18 protein-coding genes are annotated in these 18,432 nt (G+C 73.8%); 10 read left to right on the plus strand and 8 right to left on the minus strand.

Features of this window, described 5'->3' with window-relative positions; all coding sequences use genetic code 11:
* Positions 1-69 precede the first annotated feature (69 nt).
* Genes EV383_RS06710 through EV383_RS06730 form a run of 6 tightly spaced genes read left to right on the plus strand, consistent with a single transcriptional unit; the run spans position 70 to position 6,684 of the window.
* A complete protein-coding gene (locus EV383_RS06710) occupies positions 70-1,635 on the plus strand; it encodes an acyl-CoA carboxylase subunit beta (protein WP_130289098.1) in 1,566 nt (521 codons plus the stop codon).
* Entirely contained in the window at positions 1,632-2,399 is a 768-nt protein-coding gene (locus EV383_RS06715) for an enoyl-CoA hydratase/isomerase family protein (protein WP_130289099.1), read from the plus strand. The genes EV383_RS06710 and EV383_RS06715 overlap by 4 nt, the downstream gene beginning before the upstream one ends.
* Positions 2,400-2,404: 5 nt before the next feature.
* A complete protein-coding gene (locus EV383_RS06720; RefSeq protein ID WP_130289100.1) occupies positions 2,405-3,253 on the plus strand; it encodes an ester cyclase in 849 nt (282 codons plus the stop codon).
* Between the two features lie 34 nt (positions 3,254-3,287).
* Entirely contained in the window at positions 3,288-4,535 is a 1,248-nt protein-coding gene (locus tag EV383_RS06725; protein ID WP_130289101.1) for a cytochrome P450, read from the plus strand.
* Positions 4,535-4,735 carry a ferredoxin gene (locus EV383_RS31050; RefSeq protein ID WP_165438258.1) on the plus strand — a complete coding sequence of 67 codons (201 nt, stop codon included), beginning with the start codon at positions 4,535-4,537 and terminating at the stop codon, positions 4,733-4,735. Before EV383_RS06725 ends, EV383_RS31050 begins: the two co-directional genes overlap by 1 nt.
* Positions 4,732-6,684 carry an NAD(P)/FAD-dependent oxidoreductase gene (locus EV383_RS06730; protein ID WP_165438259.1) on the plus strand — a complete coding sequence of 651 codons (1,953 nt, stop codon included), beginning with the start codon at positions 4,732-4,734 and terminating at the stop codon, positions 6,682-6,684. The genes EV383_RS31050 and EV383_RS06730 overlap by 4 nt, the downstream gene beginning before the upstream one ends.
* A 75-nt stretch (positions 6,685-6,759) precedes the next feature.
* On the opposite strand, the gene EV383_RS06735 is transcribed toward EV383_RS06730, so the two are convergent.
* Both EV383_RS06735 and EV383_RS06740 read right to left on the minus strand, forming a co-directional pair.
* Entirely contained in the window at positions 6,760-7,185 is a 426-nt protein-coding gene (locus EV383_RS06735) for a VOC family protein (RefSeq protein WP_130289103.1), read from the minus strand.
* Between the two features lie 124 nt (positions 7,186-7,309).
* Positions 7,310-8,923 carry a flavin-containing monooxygenase gene (locus tag EV383_RS06740; protein WP_130289104.1) on the minus strand — a complete coding sequence of 538 codons (1,614 nt, stop codon included), beginning with the start codon at positions 8,921-8,923 and terminating at the stop codon, positions 7,310-7,312.
* A gap of 215 nt (positions 8,924-9,138) precedes the next feature.
* Between EV383_RS06740 and EV383_RS06745 the strand changes: the two genes are divergently transcribed.
* Together EV383_RS06745 and EV383_RS06750 are read left to right on the plus strand one after the other, a co-directional pair.
* Complete coding sequence (locus EV383_RS06745; RefSeq protein WP_423213634.1) at positions 9,139-10,017, plus strand: SCO6745 family protein; 879 nt, start codon at positions 9,139-9,141, stop codon at positions 10,015-10,017.
* Positions 10,018-10,192: 175 nt separating this feature from the next.
* A complete protein-coding gene (locus EV383_RS06750) occupies positions 10,193-10,498 on the plus strand; it encodes a hypothetical protein (protein ID WP_130289105.1) in 306 nt (101 codons plus the stop codon).
* 10 nt (positions 10,499-10,508) lie between these two features.
* Here the strand turns inward: EV383_RS06750 and EV383_RS06755 are convergent, their stop codons facing one another.
* On the minus strand, positions 10,509-10,874 hold the full coding sequence (locus EV383_RS06755) for a putative quinol monooxygenase (RefSeq protein WP_242622941.1): 366 nt from the start codon (positions 10,872-10,874) through the stop codon (positions 10,509-10,511).
* A 38-nt stretch (positions 10,875-10,912) separates the two neighbouring features.
* Positions 10,913-12,415 (minus strand): carboxylesterase/lipase family protein, encoded by a 1,503-nt coding sequence (locus EV383_RS06760; RefSeq protein WP_130289106.1) that lies wholly within the window; start codon positions 12,413-12,415, stop codon positions 10,913-10,915.
* A gap of 180 nt (positions 12,416-12,595) precedes the next feature.
* Between EV383_RS06760 and EV383_RS06765 the strand changes: the two genes are divergently transcribed.
* Complete coding sequence (locus tag EV383_RS06765) at positions 12,596-13,558, plus strand: helix-turn-helix transcriptional regulator (protein WP_165438260.1); 963 nt, start codon at positions 12,596-12,598, stop codon at positions 13,556-13,558.
* A gap of 9 nt (positions 13,559-13,567) precedes the next feature.
* Here EV383_RS06765 and EV383_RS06770 read toward each other — a convergent pair whose 3' ends face one another.
* Positions 13,568-14,698 carry a PQQ-dependent sugar dehydrogenase gene (locus EV383_RS06770; protein WP_130289108.1) on the minus strand — a complete coding sequence of 377 codons (1,131 nt, stop codon included), beginning with the start codon at positions 14,696-14,698 and terminating at the stop codon, positions 13,568-13,570.
* A gap of 212 nt (positions 14,699-14,910) precedes the next feature.
* Between EV383_RS06770 and EV383_RS06775 the strand changes: the two genes are divergently transcribed.
* Positions 14,911-15,552: a DedA family protein gene (locus EV383_RS06775; RefSeq protein ID WP_130289109.1), complete on the plus strand. Its 642-nt coding sequence runs from the start codon at positions 14,911-14,913 to the stop codon at positions 15,550-15,552.
* Between the two features lie 7 nt (positions 15,553-15,559).
* On the opposite strand, the gene EV383_RS06780 is transcribed toward EV383_RS06775, so the two are convergent.
* The 3 genes from EV383_RS06780 to EV383_RS06790 are packed head-to-tail and all read right to left on the minus strand — an operon-like array spanning position 15,560 to position 18,417.
* Positions 15,560-16,513: an asparaginase gene (locus EV383_RS06780; protein WP_242622942.1), complete on the minus strand. Its 954-nt coding sequence runs from the start codon at positions 16,511-16,513 to the stop codon at positions 15,560-15,562.
* Positions 16,514-16,523: 10 nt separating this feature from the next.
* Positions 16,524-17,777 carry an FAD-dependent oxidoreductase gene (locus tag EV383_RS06785; RefSeq protein ID WP_130289110.1) on the minus strand — a complete coding sequence of 418 codons (1,254 nt, stop codon included), beginning with the start codon at positions 17,775-17,777 and terminating at the stop codon, positions 16,524-16,526.
* Between the two features lie 37 nt (positions 17,778-17,814).
* Complete coding sequence (locus EV383_RS06790) at positions 17,815-18,417, minus strand: class I SAM-dependent methyltransferase (protein WP_165438261.1); 603 nt, start codon at positions 18,415-18,417, stop codon at positions 17,815-17,817.
* Positions 18,418-18,432 lie beyond the last annotated feature (15 nt).

Genomic DNA, 18,432 nt, shown 5'->3' on the forward strand with positions numbered 1-18,432 from the left:
TACCAACCGACCGTCTGATAGTCTAGCGTCACCGGCGGGACGAGCGACCGGCTCACCGGAGGAGGGCGCGTGACGGCGAGTGACACCAGCATGGACGGGCGGCTGGCGGTTCTGCGCGAGCGGCGCGCCCGCGCACTGGAGATGGGTGGGCCCGAGGGTCTGCGCAAGCATCGCGAGTCCGGGCGCCTGCCGGTCCGCGAGCGCGTCGACATGCTCGTCGACCCGGACTCGTGGTTCGAGATCGGGGCACTGGCACTGCCCGAGCGCCGCACCGCCAAGCACATCCCGGGCGACGCCGTCGTCACCGGATTCGGGCTGCTCGACGGCCGCCGGATCGGCGTGATCGGGATCGACGCGAGTGTCGTCGCGGGCACGACGGCGCCGATCAGCATGCGCAAGCAGGGCCGTCTGATCGAGCACGCGCAGCGCCACGGTTTCCCGCTGGTACTGCTCTGCGACGCCGACGGCGGCCGGATGCCCGACGTCTCCGGCTGGCGGTTCTCCGGCCTGCCGCTCGACTTCACCTCGTTCCTCAAGCCGGCCCCCGGCGCGCCGGTCGTGCCGCGTGCGGCCGCGGTGCTCGGACCCAGCTACGGCGACTCGGCCCTGCACGCCTCGACCGCGCACTACGTGGTGATGATCCGGTCGGCGTCGCTGGCGCTGTCCGGGCCGTCGGTGGTGGAGCCGGCGATCGGGGAGAAGGTCACCGACGACGAGCTGGGCGGTCCCGCCGCGGCGACCGAGGCCGGCAACGCGCACCTGGTCGTCGAGACCGAGGCGGACGCGATGGACGCGATCGCGGCGTTCCTGTCCTACCTCCCGCAGAACTCGAGCCTGCCCGCACCGATCGCGCCGGCCCGGCCGCCCGGCCGCGACCCGTCCGAGCTGGAGACGCTCGTGCCGACCGGCTCGCGCGCCGGCTACGACATGCGCGACGTCTTCGCCTGCCTGGCCGACGAGGCGAGTGTCCTGCCCTGGGCCGACGGCTGGGGGTCGAGCCTGCTCACCGCGCTGGCCCGGATCGAGGGCCGTCCGGTCGGTCTCGTCGGCAACCAGCCGATCGTCCGCGCCGGCGCTCTGGACCCCGCCGCGCTGGCGAAGGAGCGTGCGTTCGTCGACCTCTGCGACACGTTCGGGTTGCCGCTGGTGTTCCTGCACGACGTGCCCGGCCTGATGATCGGCACCCAGGCCGAGAAGGCGGGCATCCTGCACGGCTACGAGGCGCTCGTCTCGCGGATCTCCGAGGCGAGCGTGCCGAAGGTCGGCGTGGTGCTGCGCAAGGCGTACGGCGGCGGGCACTTCGCGATGGGCGGGCGCCCGACGCAGCCGGACTTCCTCTACGCCTGGCCGACCGCCGAGCTGGGGTTCATGGCCCCGGAGACGGGCATCCGCACGATCTACCGCCGTCGTCTGGAGACCGTGCTCGCGGAGCAGGGCCCGGAGGCGCACGCGGCGCTGGTCGAGGAGCTCACTGCGGAGTGGATCAGCGAGGCGGAGCCGTGGGAGGCCGCGGCGCACCTCTCGCTCGACGACGTCATCGAGCCCGCGTCCACCCGTCACGTCGTGGCGACCAGCATCGAGATAGCCCTGGGTGGATCGGGTCTGGGTGGATCGGGTCTGGGAGGTCGGGCATGACGAACCTGCGGGTCGAGGTGGACGGTGCGGTCGCGCTCTTCGTGATCGACGCACCCGAGAAGCTCAACGCCATGGGCCGGACGTTCTGGCCCGAGCTGCGCGACGCCCTGAGTACCTGCGAGGCCGACGAGCGGGTGCGGGCAGTGGTGGTCACCGGCGCCGGGGAGAAGGCGTTCTCCGCCGGGGGCGACATCGCGAGCTTCGCCGAGCTGGGCGACGCGACCGCGAAGCGGGCGTTCCAGCAGGACTGCATGCGCACATTCGCCGCGGTCGAGGAGTCCCCGCTGCCGGTGATCGCCGCCGTGAACGGCTACGCGATGGGTGGGGGCTGCGAGCTGGCCCTGGCCTGCGACGTCGTGCTGGCGTCGGACACCGCGCGGTTCGGGATGCCGGAGACGGCGGTCGGGCTGGTGCCCGGGTTCGGGGTGCTGCGCGCGCCCTCGGTGATCGGGCGGCACTGGACGAAGCTGATGATGTTCGCCGGGGAGAAGGTCGACGCCGAGACCGCCGTCCGGATCGGGCTGGCGCAGAAGGTCGTCCCGGCCGCGGAGCTGATGGCCGAGGCCCGCAAGCTGGCCGAACGGATGGCCGCCGCCGCGCCGCTGGCCGTCGCGACGGGCAAGAACCTGGTGAACGCACGTGTCGAGCGCGGCGAGTTCGACCACTCCACGGCCGCGCTGACCGTCCTGCACTCCACCCACGACGCCGCCGAGGGGATCGCCGCGTTCGTCGGCAAGCGCCCACCGCGGTTCGAGGGGCGGTGACGGCCGTGACCGGGCAGGGGCCGGATCCGTTCGTGGCGCTGATGCGCCGCTACGTCGTCGACTACACCAACCGGCAGGACACGAGCGTCTGCGCCGAGATCATGGAGCCGGACTACACGCTCCGGATGGGCCCGCACGAGGTGTCCGGGCGCGACGAGGCCTACATCCCGGCGTCGCGCAAGCAGTTCATGCAGTTCCCCGGGCTCGGGCTGACCGTGCACGAGGTCGTGACCAACGGCGAGCGCCTTGCGCTGCGGTTCTCCGAGCACGGCGCGTCGCGGCGGCACGAGGGGGCCGCCGCGGCCTGGACCGGACTCGGGCTCTACCGCTGGAACGGCACCCGGCTGCAGGACAACTCCGTCGAGCAGGACTACCTGTCCCGGCGCCGTCAGCTCGCCTCCGGGACCCCGGCGGCGGTCGGAGGCCCGGCCGTCGCGCCGTGGGACACCCCGGCCCGTCCGGCGGACCCGGCGGCCGAGGCCGTGGTGCGGTCCTGGATCGCCCGCGGGGTGGCCGCCGGAGGACCGGCGGCAGCGCGCTCCTCGACCGTGAACACCGATCTGACCTGGGACGACGGCGGCCCGGGCAGCGAGCACGCGGTGCTGGCCGACGCGGCGTCGGTCATCGACGACCTGTTCTCCGCCGGGGACGCGGTCGCGTTCCGCCTGACCTGCCACGGCCGCTACGCCGGGGGGCTGGACGACGTCACCGACGCGCCCGCCGGCACCCCCGCGACGTGCCACCTGGTCGGGCTCGTGCACGTCCGCGACGGTCAGGTCGCGTCCGGGCACCTTGTGCGCGACCGTCTGGGCATGGCCCGCGCGCTGTCGCCGGCCCCCGCCCGCAGCCGATGACCGTCCCCGCCCGCGACCGAAGAGGGAGGCTCCTGTGACCGGTGCGATCGCCGACGACCTGCTGACCGCGCAGGCGAGTGCCGACCCGTACGCCGTGTTCGACGCGCTGCGACGCGACGACCCGGTGCACTGGAGCGAGACCCACCGCGCGTGGCTGGTCACCCGCTACGCCGACGTCTCCGCGGCGTTCGCGAACAAGGCGTTCTCCAACGACCGGGTGCGTCCGGTGCTGGCCAAGCAGCAGGCCCGGCGCGCGGAGTCGGGCGAGGCCGCCGACCGTCCCGCGACCGCGTCCGAGCGGGTGCTGGCGTTGATGTCGGGCTGGATGGTCGTGTCCGACCCGCCGGTGCACACCCGCCTGCGCAAGCTCGCCGCCGGCGCGTTCAAGGGCCAGCGGATCGCGGTGATGGACGCGCAGATCACCGCCCTGGTCGACGAGCTGCTCGACGGGTTCCTCGCCGGCGCCGGCGAGCAGGATCTGATCAGCGAGGTCGCCTACCCGCTGCCCGCCACGGTGATCGCGACGATGCTGGGCGCGCCGCCGTCGGACCGGGACCTGTTCCGCGAGTGGTCCGACGAGCTGGCCCTGGTCGCGTTCGGCACCGGTGGTGCCGCGCGCGCCGAGCGTCACGAGCGCGCCCTGCGCGGCCTCAACGAGATGGACGCCTATTTCCGCGGGCTCGTCGCGCAGCGTCGCGCGGAGCCCGGCGAGGACATGCTGAGCGCGATGATGTCGACGGACGAGAGCGACGACAAGCTCAGTGACGACGAGCTCGTCGCGATGTGCGCGCTGCTGCTGTTCGCCGGGCACGAGACGACGACGAACTCGATCGCCAACGCGACGCTGGCGCTGCTGCGCAACCCGGACGCGCTCGCCGCGCTGCGGGCCGACCCGTCGCTGCTCAACCCCGCCGTCGAGGAGCTCCTGCGCTACGACGGCCCGATCAAGGTGATCAACCGGTGGGTGGTCGCGGAGACCGAGCTCGCCGGCCGGACGATCTCGCCCGGGGAGCGGGTGCACCTGGTGCTGGCCTCGGCCAACCGGGACCCGGAGAAGTTCACCGACCCGGACACCCTCGACCTGACACGCAGCCCGAACCCGCATGTCGCGTTCGGCAAGGGGATCCACGCGTGCATCGGTGCGCAGCTGGCGCGGATGGAGACGCGGATCGCGGTGGGCCGGATCGTCGAGCGCCTGCCCGGTCTCGCGCTGGCCCACGAGCCGGTGTGGAAGGACGCGCTGGCGTCGCGGTCGATGGAGACGCTGGTGGTGACGCACTGATGCGTATCGGGGTGAACTCCGAGGTCTGCGAGGCGCACGGGCAGTGCTCCGTCGTCGACATGGACCTCTTCCCGCTCGACGACGACGGCTACAGCGCGCTCGGCCCGGACGCGACGGTGCCCGAGGGCGAGGAGGACGTCGCGAAGATCGGCGTCGAGTCCTGCCCGGTCCGGGCGCTGTCGGTGCTGGAGGAGGAGTGAACGCGGTCGCGCCGCACCGCGCCGAGCCGGTGGCGGGCGGGGCGCACGACGTCCTGTTCACCCCCGTCGCGCTGGGCCCGCTGACGCTGCGCAACCGCCTGGTGATGGCCCCGATGGGCACCTGCCTCGACGAGTCCGGGCACATCACCGACGACACGATCGCCTACTACGTCCGGCGCTCCCAGGGCGGCGTCGGCGCGATCACCGTCGAGGGCTGCCTGGTCTCCGCCGACACCGTCGGGCCCGAACCGAAGATCTGCTCGGACGACTACCTACCCGGCCTGCGCAAGCTCGTCGACGCGCTCGCCCCCTACGACGTGACGGTCGGCGTCCAGCTCATGCACCCGGGCCGTCAGGTCGTCGAGGGGCCGTCGGTCGCGCCGTCGCCGGTGCCGCTGAACTCGCACGCGCCCGTCCCGCACGAGCTGACCGCCGACGAGATCGCGACGATCGTCGCCGACTACGCCGACGCCGCCCGCCGCGCCCGCGACGCCGGGTTCTCCTTCGTCGAGGTGCACGGCGCGCACGGCTACCTGCCGTCGAACTTCCTGTCCCCGCAGCACAACCACCGCACCGACGGCTACGGCGGCGACCTCGCCGGCCGGGTGCGGTTCTCCGCCGAGGTGGCGGGCGCGATCACCGGCGCCGTCGGGCCGGGGATGCCGCTGGTGTGGCGGATCAACGGCGAGGACGCCGAACGCGACGGGCTGGGCCTGGACGAGTCCGTCGCGGCGGCGCGGGCGATCGTCGACGCGGGCGCGTCGGCCATCAGCGTGACGGCCGGGACGTGGCTGTCGCTGCAGGTCACCCTCGCTCCGATGTCGACCCCGCGCGGGCACATGCGGCGGTTCGCGGCCGCCGTGCGCAGCGCCGTCGACGTGCCGGTGATGGCCGTCGGGCGCCTCGACGACCCGGACATGGCCGCCGAGGTGATCGCCTCCGGCGAGGCCGACATGGTCCTGATCGGACGCGGGCTGATCGCCGAGCCGGACTGGCCGGACCTCGTGCACGCCGGACGTCTCGACGAGCGACGTCCCTGCATCGCCTGCAACGCCTGCGTCGACCTCGTCGGGCGCGGCGAGCGGGCCCGCTGCGCGGTGAACCCGGAGGCCGGGCGCGAGCGGGAGTGGTCGCTGAACCCGGTAGTGACGCCGCGGCGGGTGATGGTCGTGGGCAGCGGGCCGTCCGGGATGGAGGCGGCCCGGATCGCACGGCTGCGCGGACACACGGTCTCGATCTGGGAGCGCGACGACGAGCTCGGCGGCAAGCTCGAGGTCGCCGGACTCGCACCCAGCAAGCACGAGGTGCTGCGCTACAGGGCGTTCCAGGCGGCGCGGCTGCGCACGCTCGGCGTCGAGATCCACACCGGCGCCGAGGTGGACGCCTCTACGGTCGCGTCGGAGAAGCCGGACGTCGTGGTGGTCGCGACCGGGGCCGACCCGCTGGTGCCGCCGATCCCCGGCATCGACGGCGCGCACGTGCACGACGCGCAGCGGCTGCTGCGCGGCGACGTGGACGTGCCGACCGGGGCCCGCGTCGTCGTGGTCGGCGGCAGCGCCACCGGCTGCGAGACCGCGGAGCTGCTGCGCGAGCGGGGCGCCGAGGTGGCGATCGTGGAGATGGCGCGCAGCATCGGACGTGGCATCGAGGCGATCACCCGCCGGCAGATGGTGCGCTCGCTGCGCCACGACGGTGTGCAGGTGCTCACGAACGCCACGGTGGTCGGGATCGAGCCGGGGCTGGTGCGCTTCACCGACGCCGAGGGCGGGGAGCAGGAGCTGCCCGCCGACGTCGTCGCGCTGGCGATCGGGTGGCGTCCGTCCGGGAAGACGTTCTCCGGACCGCTCGTCGAAGCCGGGATCGAGGTCCGGATCCTCGGCGACGCCGACGCACCGGGCGACTTCGTCCGCGCGATCAACACCGGCGCCGACGCCGCCCTCTCCATCTGACCCCCAGAAAACCGGCGAACGGCACGCTCGTCGAAAAGGTTGCGACGAACGTGCCGCTCGTTGGAGAGCAGGTGGCTACTGGGCCGGGGCGAAGAGCTCCAGGGCGATGCCGTCGGGGTCGCGGAACTCCAGCAGGTGGCCCATGCCGATGTCCTTCACGCCTTCGTGCTTGATCGACAACGAGTCGAGGTGGGCGGAGGCGGCCTCGAGGTCGGCCACGGTGCCCACGGAGAAGCTGAGGTGGTCGAGCCCGACGCGGTTCTCGTCGAAGGTGTCGGACTCGGGCGCCATCGGGCGTAGGCCGAACAACGCCCCGCCCGGGATCTGGTAGATCACGCCGCCGAACAGGAACCACATCTGCTCGCGCGTGGCCTCGTCGGCATCGGCGGGCAGCTCGACCGCGACCGGGAACCCGAAGACGGAGTCGTAGAACTCCCGGGAACGGGCGATGTCGCGGACGGTGATGCGGACGTGGGCGTAGCCGGTCGTCTGAATAGTCATCGTGGCCGATCGTCGCAGCGGCCCGGTCATCGCGCGCGACGGAGATGCACATCCGTGCATCGATGTGGTGCACCGCCGGTCGGGTACGGCGCTGTACCCGACCGGCGGTGGGATCGTGGCGGCCTCAGGAGCTCAGGGTGAAGCCCTCGTAGCCGTTGTCCGCGATCTCGGTGATGCGGTCCGCGTACGGTCCGACGCCGCCGATGTAGGCCATGAACACGCGCGGCTTGCCCGGCACGTTGGAGCCCATGTACCAGGAGTCCGCGGTCGGGTAGAGCGTGTGGTTGCCGACCTCCTCGACGTGGGCGACCCAGCCGTCCTCGGCCTCGGTCGTCGCGTCGATCTCGGTGTGGCCGTGCTCGCGCAGGTAGGCGATGGCGTCGGTGACCCACTCGACGTGCTGCTCGATCGAAACGATCATGTTCGAGAGCACCGACGGGCTCGACGGCCCGGTGATCGTGAACAGGTTCGGGAACCCGGCCACGGCCAGCCCCAGGTAGGAGCGCGGTCCCTCGCCCCACTTCTCCTTCAGCGCCACCCCGCCCCTGCCACGGATGTCGACCGCGGTGAGCGCGCCGGTCATCGCGTCGAAGCCGGTGGCGAACACGATCGCGTCCACCTCGTACTCCGCCTCCGAGGTCCGGATGCCGGACTCGGTGATCTCCTGCAGCGGCGTCTTGCGCAGGTCGACCAGATGCACGTGGTCGGAGTTGAACGTCTCGTAGTAGCCGGTGTCCAGGCAGGGGCGCTTCGTGCCGTACGGGAAGCTCGTCGGGCACAGCGTCTCGGCGACCTCGGGGTCGTGCACCTTCGACCGGATCTTGTCCCGGACGAACCCGGCCGCGGTGTCGTTGGCCTCCTTGCTGGTCAGCGTGTCGGTGTAGGCCGTCAGCACGCCGACGAGGTTCCCCTGGTCCCAGCCCGCCTGATACTTCGCGGTCCGGTCGTGCTCGGAGACGTCCATCGCGGACTCGGTGGGAGCCGGAACCGGCACACCGAAGCCGGACGCCCGCTGCGCCGCGCGCCACTCCCGGTAGTTCTCCTTCATGTCCGCGACCTCCTGGGCCGCGAGCGGCCGGTTGCCGGCCGGCATGGAGAAGTTCGGGGTGCGCTGGAAGACCGTCATCTCACGGGCCTGCTCGGCCAGGATCGGGATCGACTGGATCCCCGACGAGCCGGTGCCGATCACGCCCAGGCGCATCCCGGTGAAGTCCACGCCCTCGTGCGGCCAGTGCCCCGTGTGGTAGGTCGGGCCCTGGAAGCGCTCGGCCCCGGGGACCTCCGGTGCCTTGGACACCGACAGGCAGCCCGTCGCCATGATCAGGAACTGGGTGTCGATCACGTCCCCGCCGCCGGTGGTCACCGTCCAGCGCTTGGACCTCTCGTCGTAGACGGCGCTGGTCACCCGGGTCTCGAAGGAGATGTCACGCAGCAGGTCGAAGCGGTCGGCGACGTGCTCGACGTAGCGCAGGATCTCGGGCTGGGTGGGGTACTTCTCGGTCCAGGTCCACTCCTGCTCGAGCTCGGGGGAGAAGGAGTAGGAGTACGACAGGCTCTCGACGTCGCAGCGGGCGCCCGGGTAGCGGTTCCAGTACCAGGTGCCGCCGACGCCCTTCGCGGCCTCGACGACGCGGACGTTCAGGCCGAGATCGCGCAGCGTCTTGAGCTGGTAGAGCCCGGACAGGCCGGCGCCGACGATCAGGGCGTCGAGCTGCCGGTCTTCGTCGGCCTCGGTCATCGTCGTTCTCCTCCCCGCGGCCGGTGGGGGCCGCGCACTGCGACGTTGCAGGGTCCCCTCGTCGGAGGGGACAGCGAGCCGACCGTATGACGGCGGACACACCGGCGTCACTACGGTGGACGAGTGAATCGGACGACCGTTTGGGAGGTGTGCTCGCCACGGGTGCCGACGCCTGTGCCGTCCGGGTCCCGGCGGCCCCGCGATAACGTCCGGGCGTGGACGCACGCGAATCCGGGAAGATCGCCCGACGCCTCGAGCCCCTGCACGCGATGGTCTATTTCGCGCCGGAGGCCGAGCCGCGCTACGTCGAGGCCGGTCTCGAGCCCGGGCGGATGAGCTACTTCGCCGGGCGCGCCGCTCCGATGGGCGCGGTGTCGGCGTCGGTCGTCACGGCGACGTTCTACAACTTCTCCGCCGAGCTGGTCGGCGCGTCGATCCCGCGGGCCTGGACCCTCGCCGACCCGGCGACGCTCGTCGCGGCCCGCTTCGAGATCGTCGACGCGGCGCTGCGCCGCCTGCTCGGCGACGACGGCGTCGCCTCCCCGGAGGTCGCCGAGGCGGCCGGGCTCGCCCGCAGCGCGGCCGAGGCGGCGAACCCCGACGGCCGCCCGCTGGCCGGTGGGCACATCGACCTCGCGTGGCCGGACGCGCCGCACCTGGTGCTCTGGCACGCCCTGTCGATCCTGCGCGAGCACCGCGGCGACGGGCACATCGCACTGCTCGTCGAGGCGGAGCTGTCCGGGCTGGAGGCGCTGCTCACCGCGACCGCCACCGGTACCGGGTTCCTGCCCGGCTTCGCCCGCGCCAGCCGCGGGTGGTCGCGCGAGCAGTGGGACGCCGGCGTCGCCGGTCTGCGCGAGCGCGGGCTGCTCGACCCGGACGCCGACCTGGAGCTGACCGCCGCGGGCGAGAAGCTGCGCGACCGGATCGAGGACGACACGCACCGTCTCGGCGCCGCACCGTGGACGGCACTGGGTGCCGAGGGCACGGCCCGCCTCGGTGAGCTGGGATCGGGGCTGGTCCGGACCGCACTGACCAACGGCGCATTCCCGGCCGAGGGCGTCTTCGCGCCGGCGAGCGGACGCACGCGCTGAGCGATCTTCCGGAGACGTACCAGGTGATCGACGGCACGTCTTGTTATGGTGGTCACGTGAGTACGCGCAGGCGGGCGATTACCCGGCGCGTCGGCTGAGCCAGGACGCCGACGCGCAGCGGTTCGCCGCGCGCTCCCGCCCGTCGCGGGACGGCGCCGATGCGGGACCTGGCCCGGTGGCCGACACCCGCTCCACCCCGGAGGTCCTCGTGACCAGCTCCACCCTCACCCGTCCCACCACCGCGACCCCCGCCGTCGAGGACTGCGCGCAGCTCGTCGTCGAGATCGGCGAGCCCGGCACCACGCTGGACGCGCTGGCCAAGGTCGTGACGATGCTGCGGGGGCGGCGCTGGGACGTCCGCGCCGTCGACGCGGACCTCGACGCCGGGGTCGTGCGGCTCTCGGTCCGGACCGACCGCGCCGAGCTGCTCGTCGGGCAGCTGCAGCGGGTCGTGGTGGTGGGCTCGGTCTCGCAGGGCTGAGCCCGGCTTCTCAGCTCGGGCTGAGGCCGGGGCCGCCGAGCGGGCTGACCTCGATGTACTCCGGTGCCGCGGCCAGCAGCTCGAGCACCGCGCCGAGACCGGCCTCGCCGAGGTCGCGGTTGAGCGCCTCGTCCGACGACGCGGCGTCGGCCCAGACCTCGGTGACCCAGACGGCGTCCGGCTCGTCCGGGGCCGCGTTGACGATGTAGGCCTGGCAGCCCGGCGCGTCGGCCATGCCGTCGGCGACCTTCAGCAGGGCCTGCGCCAGCTCGCCGCCGCGCCCGGGCTGGGCGGTCATCCGCACGTAGCGGCCCACCCGTTCCGGGCCCGGCCGGGGCGCGCCGTTGGGTCCGCTCTCACCGGGGGTCGTGTCCACGCCCCCGACCGTAGCGCCGCCGCCCGGCCCGGCACCGATCAGCCCACGGGCGGGGCGGGTTCGGCGACGACGGTGTCGGCATCGGCGTCGAACCGCTGGATGCGCGGGTCGGCGTCGTCGCGGGCCGGCCAGCCGGGGTCGCCGGTGGTGGCGAAGCGGACCCAGGCGCGGTGCATCCGCTCCGACAGCTCGGCGGGCGGCTTCTCACCGGGCAGCCCGTCGGGGGCGGCGGCGCGGTCCAGGGTGCCGAACACGAACGGCAGCTCCAGGGCGTGACAGGCGCCGAGACGGCCGTCGCACGCGGGCGAGCGCCACGCGAACTCGTAGCCGAACGACCGGCCGGTGTGCGCCGCCAGCACGCGCCGGGTCGGACCGGCGAACACCAGCTCGGTGAGCACCCGGGCGTAGCGCTGCCCGGGTGTGCCGTCACCGGCGCCGTCCATCAGGGCCTCGGCGTCCGGGCGGACCGTCCCGAGCGCGGCGCGCGCCTGCTCCTCGGTCAGCACCTCGAGCAGCCCGGTCGGTGCGAAGTAGAGGTTCATCTCCTCGGAGTTCGACCCGGCGAGGACGTCGATGCCGGCCGACGCGCCGTCGCGCAGCGCGTCCAGGGGCGAACGGGGGAGGACGTCGTCGCCGAGCACCGGCATGAACACGCCGATCCCGAACCCGGGGTCGCTGCCGTCGGGTTCGCGCAGGTCACCACGACCGCCCGGTACGTCCACGGTGCCCTGGGCCGCGACCAGGTCGGCGACCGGACGGGCCCGCAGCGCGTCGGCGTCGGCCGTCATGCCCAGCTCGCCGCACAGCAGGTCGCGGAACGACGTCGTCCGGTCGGGGCCACCGCGGGCCATCTCCGCGCCGCCGGACTGCAGGATCGCCCGGCGGAACAGACCCGCCGAGAGCGGTGAGCCGAGCAGTACCCCGACGCTCATCGCGCCCGCGGACTCGCCGAACACCGTGACTTGCTCCGGGTCGCCGCCGAACGCGGCCGCGTTGTCGCGCACCCACGCCAGCGCCGCCAGCTGGTCACGCAGGCCGACGTTGGTCTCCCCGCCGGGCAGCGGCAGGAAGCCCTCCGCGCCGAGGCGGTAGTTCACCGAGACCAGCACGACGCCGGAGCGGGCGAACGCCTCGCCGTCGTAGACCGGGGCGGCCGCCTCGCCGGCGACGAACGCGCCGCCGTGGACGAACACCATCACCGGCAGCCCGCCCGCGGCCGGGTCGGGGGTCCAGACGTCGGCGGTGAGGTAGTCCGACCCCGGACGCCAGCCGGTGCCGATCACCGGGGTCATGTCCAGCCCGCCGGCGATCGCCCGGACCGGCTGCGGGGCGTTCGGGCCGGGTTCGCCGCCGGCCTCGCGGACGCCGTCCCAGGCCGGTGCGGGGGCGGGCGCGGCGAAGCGCAGCGGACCCTCGGGTGGCGCGGCGTAGGGGACGGACCGGAAGCGCACCACGGGCTCGGAGCCGGGCGGGCCGTCGATGCGGATCCCGCGGACCCGACCCGCGGTGGTGCGGACGACGGGTGCGGCCGAGTCGGTCATACGTCTCCTCCGTGCTGTGGGGTGGTCGGGGAACGGGTACCGATCGGGGCCGTGGGTGGCGCCGATCGGTACCCGGGAACCGATCACGTCCGCTCCGGTCTACTCCTCGCCACCGGCGCTGTCCGCCCCCGATCGGGTCGAGGACCGGAACTGTCCGCGATCCGCGCCATGATGACCGGTGTGAAGGAGACATCGGCCCGGTTGCTGCGGCTGCTCGGACTGCTGCAGGTGCCCCGGGAGTGGACCGGCACGCTGCTCGCCGAACGCCTGGACGTCGACGTCCGGACGGTGCGCCGCGACGTCGACAAGCTGCGCAGCCTCGGCTACCCCGTGCACTCCACACCGGGCGTGACCGGCGGCTACAAACTCGGCGCGGGGGCGTCGCTGCCGCCGCTGCTGCTCGACGACGACGAGGCGGTCGCCGTCGCGGTCGGGCTGCGGACGGCGGCCGGCGGCACGGTCTCGGGCATCGAGGAGACGTCGATGCGCGCCCTGGTCAAGCTGGAGCAGGTGCTGCCCAACCGGCTGCGCCGCCGGGTCGCCGCACTCGGCGCGGCGACCGCGACGCTGGCCAACCGCGGCCCGACCGTCGACGCCGACGACCTCTCCGCCGTCGCCGCGGCCTGCCGCGACCACGAACGCCTGCGCTTCGACTACACGACCTCCGGCGGCGACTCCGCGCGCCGGGTGGTCGAGCCGGTCGGGATGGTGCACACCGGGCGTCGCTGGTACCTGGTCGCGTGGGACACCGACCGGGACGACTGGCGGACGTTCCGGGTGGACCGGATGACGCTCAAGCTCCCGGCCGGACCCCGCTTCCCGCCGCGGGAGCCGCCGGAGGGCGGGGCGGCGGAGTTCGCCCAGCGCGGGATCAGCACCGGCGCCTACCGCTACCGGGCACGGGTGCGGATGCACACCTCCGTCGAGGAGCTGGCGGAGTGGGTGACCCCCGCGACGGGCACCCTGGAGCCGATCGACGAGCACACCTGCATCTTCGTGACCGGTGCGAACAGCCTGGACACCCTCGGCGTGTGGCTGGGCGCGTTCGGCGTCGACTTCGACGTGCTGGAGCCGCCCGAGCTCGTCGAGCACCTGCACGTGCTGGCCGCCCGGTTCACCCGCGCCGCCGGCCCCGGCTCCTGAGCGCAGGGATCAGCTCAGGGGGACGACGACGATCCGGTCGTCGTCCGGGCCGGGGGAGCCGCGGCCGTCCCGGTTGCTGGTGGTGACCCACAGTGCGGAGCCGTCGGGTGTCGCGGTGACGGCGCGGATCCGGCCGAACTGCCCGTCGAGCAGGGCCCTCGGTTCCCCGGCCGCGCCGTCGGCGGTCAGCGGGATCTGCCAGAGCCGCTCCCCGCGCAGTGCGCTCATCCAGAGCGCTCCACCGGCCGCGGCCATCCCGCTGGGGGAGGCCTCGTCGGTGGGCCAGGTGAGCAGCGGGTTGGTGAAGCCCTCCCGGTCGTCGACGCCCTCGACGTCGGGCCAGCCGTAGTTCGCGCCCGGTGTGATCAGGTTGAGCTCGTCGACGGTGTTCTGGCCGAACTCGGCGCCGTAGACCCGCCCGCCGGGGCCGAACGCGATGCCCTGCACGTTGCGGTGCCCGAGGCTCAGGACCGGGGTGCCGAACGGGTTCCCGGGCGCGGGTGCACCGTCGGCGGTGACGCGCAGGATCTTGCCGCCGAGGTCGTCGCGGTCCTGCGACGGGCTGCGCTGCCCGGCCTCGCCGGTGCCGATGTAGAGCATCCCGTCCGGGCCGAACGCGAGGCCACCGCCGTTGTGGACCGAGCCGGAGTTGATCCCGTCGACGAGGACGCGCTGGGCGGCGCCGTCGACCGTGCCGTCGGGCGCGACGGTCAGCGCGACGACGCGGTTGTCGGAGCCGGAGGTGTAGTAGGCGGCGACGGTCCGGTCGGTGGCGAACCCCGGGGACACCGCGATGCCGAGCAGGCCGCCCTCGCCGCGGGCCTGCACGCCGGCGACGGTGCCGACCGGCGTGACCTCGCCGGACGGCGTGACGCGCAGGATCCGGGCCGTCTCGCGTTCGGTGACCAGCGCGTTCCCGTCCGGGAGGAACGACACGCCCCACGGGACCTCGAGACCCGACGCGATCGCCCGCGGGGTTCCGGCCGTCGGCTGCGCGGTGAGCTGCTCGGCCGGTGCCGGGGCCGCCGACTGCGCCTGCCCGGTCGGGGCCGCGGCACTCGGTGCGGGTGCTCCTCCGCACCCGGCCAGCAGCGCGACGAGCCCGGCGACGGCCACGACCTGGCGCAGCGGAAGGTGCATAACGGACACGGTACCGAGATCGGTGGGGACGGCGGTCGCACCGACGTCGTGCCCCCGCCGGTGAGATGACGCCGGTGGCCCTCCGGCACGGCCGGACGGGGATGAGCGTCATCTCACGTGTCCGTCGACGACCGTCCGGCGACCCGGGCACGGGCGCGTCCGGGCCGACGGCACACTGGTGCGGTACGGGACGGGATCGGAAAGGGACCGGTGTGAGCGTCGATCACCTGCTGCAGACGATCCCGCCGCTGGTCGTCTACCTGCTGACCGGTCTGGTGATCGGACTGGAGAGCCTGGGCATCCCGCTGCCCGGCGAGATCGTCCTGGTCAGCGCCGCGCTGCTGTCCTCGCGACCGGAGATCGACGTCCACCCGCTCTGGGTCGGGGTGGCCGCCACGACCGGCGCGATCATCGGTGACTCGATCGGCTACGCGATCGGGCGCCGTTACGGCATGCCGCTGTTCGGCTGGCTGGGCCGCCGGTTCCCGAAGCACTTCGGTCCCGGGCACGTTGCGGTGGCCGAGCGGCTGTTCGGGCGCTGGGGCATGGGGGCGGTGTTCTTCGGCCGGTTCATCGCGTTGCTGCGGATCTTCGCCGGGCCGCTGGCCGGGGCGTTGAAGATGCCGTACCCAAAGTTCCTCGTCGCCAACGTCCTCGGCGGGATCTGCTGGGCCGGCGGCACCACCGCGGGGGTCTACTACCTGGGGATCGTCGCCGAGACCTGGCTCAAGCGGTTCTCCTGGGTCGGTCTGGTCGTCGCCGTCCTCGGTGGGCTGGGCGTCGCCCTGTGGACACGCAAGCGCACCCGGCGGATGGTCCGGGAGGCCGAGGGCACCGAGCCCGCCGCTCCGTAGCGGCGGGTCAGACCTCGGCGGTGATCCGCCCGACCGGGACCCCGTGCCCGAGGACGTCGATCCGCCCCAGCTCCGTGACGGCGTCCGAGCCGGCGCCGATCCGCTCCACCGCGGACGCGACGATCGCCGGGATCGCGCGCGACGAGCCGTCGAGGACCTTGAGCGCGAGTGCCCGCCCGTCCGGCAGGGCGCCGGCGAACACGCCCTCGGCGCCGTCCTTCGCGACGAGGCCGGGCACGGTCTCGCAGAACCGGGTCACCGGACGTCCGGTGCCGCCGAGCCACCACGGGTGCGCCCGCACGGCGGCGGCAACCCGGCCCTCCGGCGTCTCCGGGCCGGCGACGGCGATCCGGGCGAACGCCCGCGCCAGCCCGGTCGTGGTGGACGAGAACAGCGGTGCGCCGCAGCCGTCGGTCGTGACGTGCTCCGCCCCGTCCCCGGTGAGCTCGTCGACCGTCGAGCGGATCAGCTTCTGCAACGGGTGCGACGGGTCCCGGTAGCCCTCGGTCGGCCACCTGGCGGCGACGCAGGTGGCCAGCATCGCGGCGTGCTTGCCCGAGCAGTTCTGCGCGATCGGCGACGGCGCCTTCCCGGCGGCCCGGAACGCCGCCGCCCCGGCCTCGCCCAGGGGGACGTCCGGTGTGTTGTCCAGCGCCGACTCGTCGAGCCCGGCGCCGGACAGGATCCGGCGGACCCCGTCGAGGTGCTCGGGCTCCCCGCTGTGGCTCGCCGCGGCCAGCGCCAGCAGCTCGCCGTGCAGGTCCAGCCCGGCCCGCAGCATGGCGACCGCCTGCACCGGCTTGAGCGCCGAGCGCGGGAACATCACCGCGTCCGGGTCGCCGCGCCGCTCGGAGACGGCGCCGCCGGCGTCGAGGAGCACGAGATGTCCGAGATGTACCGACTCGACCAGGTCCCCCCGCACGACGTGGGCCAGCGGGCGGGCGTGCTCGTCGATCGTCACGCCTGCGACGCTAACCCCCGGTCCTCGACCCCGCCGCGAGCAGGGCGGGCGAGAGCGACGGCGGGTTCGGGCCGTAGGCGTTGCGCCGCGCCGAGCGGCCCCGCACGGCCGGGATCCGGGTGAGCCAGCGCAGGAACGCCGGCGGGGTGATCGGGCGTCCGCGCTCGCGGGCCTTCGCGACCTGGCGCTCCACCCGGACCTGCGCGTCCTGGACCCGGCGGATGGCCGGCTCCCGGTCGGTCTGGATCCCGGCCAGCACGTCCTCGCCGGGGGTGCCCGCGCGCAGGGCCGGGACCAGCCGGTTCGCCGCGGCCACCGCGTCCTGGCAGGCCATCAGGATGCCGTTGCCGCCGACGGGGGAGATCACGTGCGCGGCATCACCGATCAGCAGCAGCCCGGGCGCGTGCCAGCGCGGGACGCGGGAGATGTCCACCGAGAGCAGCGTCGTGTCGTTCATGTCCGTGAGCAGGTGCACCCGGTCGGCCAGCCATGGCACCTGCTCGGCGACGAACCGGCGGATCGGCTCCACCCCGGCCTCGCGCACCGCCGCGATCCCGCCCTTGGGCAGCGAGTAGCCGACCTGCCAGCGGCCCGGACCGCTGATCAGGCCCAGGTAGTGGTGCTCGCCGAAGTAGAGGTCGACGTCGGCGTCGTCCGGGTCGTCGTCGTGGTGGGGGAGGGTGAACCACAGCAGGTCGGTCTGGGCGCCCATCGACTCCGCCGTCATCGCGGCCAGCCGCCGGATCCTGGAGAACCGCCCGTCCGCGGCGACGACGAGCTCGGCCGCCAGCTCGTGCTCCTCGGTGCCGACCCGGTAGCGGACGCCGGTGACGATTCCGGCGCCGTCGGTCACCAGCCCGTTGACGGCGGCCCCCGTGCGCAGCTCGAAGCCGGGGAGCTCGGCCGCCTCACGGGCGAGGAAGTCCAGGAACCGGGCCTGCGGCATCAGCGCGACGTAGTTGAACCGCGAGTCGACCCGCCCGTAGTCCGAGGTCGTGACCGTGCCGCGCGGGGTGTGGAAGCGGAACCAGCGCGCCCGCACGTGCGGCAGCTCCAGGAGCCGGTCGGCGAGCCCGAGCCGGTCGAGCTGCTCGAGCGTCCACGGGTGCAGCGAGTCGCCGCGGAAGTCGCGGTCGAAGTCCTGGTGACGCTCCAGCAGCGTGACCGGCAGACCGGCCCGGGCGAGCAGGTAGGCGAGGAGCATGCCGCCCGGCCCGCCACCGACGACGACGGTGCGGCCGGGGACGGGCGGGGTGTCGGTCATGTCGCCACTATAGCTCGTTCATCAAGTATCTTGCTCATCAAGATGATGGCGGGACGAGCGGGCGCCGGCAGACGAACAGCCGCGCCGGGGGCGGGTTGAGCCAGACCGTCGCCGTCTCCACCACCTCGTCGAACACGTCGCCCAGGGCGCCGCGCAGGTCGCGGACCCGGCCCGGCAGCGCCATCCACGTGGTGATCGTGCTGAACGCGCCGTCCGGGGCCAGCCGTCCGGAGATGTCGCGCAGCAGGGCCCGGCGCTGCGCCGCGGGGAACAGGGCCCAGGGCAGCGAGCAGATGACGACGTCGACGGTGCCGATCCCGGCGTCGTCGAGGATCGTGGTGAAGTCGAGCGCGTCGCCGTGGACCAGCTCCAGCCAGGGCCGCGAGGTCCGCAGGTGCGCGACCAGGTCCGGGTCGATCTCCACGGCGAGGTGGCGTGCGTCCGGCGCGAGGCGGTCGCGGATCGGGTCCGACATCGCGCCGGTCCCCGCGCCGAGCTCGACGACGGTGCTCGACGAGCCCCGCGGGATGACCTTCGCGATGTCGCGCGCCAGCCGGGGGCCGGTGACGAACGGTGTGGCGAGGAGGTCCGGGCGCCGGATCGCCCGTCGCAGGAACGTGAGGTGGTCGGCGCGCGTCATGACCGACATCGTTGC

Source organism: Pseudonocardia sediminis, assembly GCF_004217185.1.
Classification (GTDB): domain Bacteria; phylum Actinomycetota; class Actinomycetes; order Mycobacteriales; family Pseudonocardiaceae; genus Pseudonocardia; species Pseudonocardia sediminis.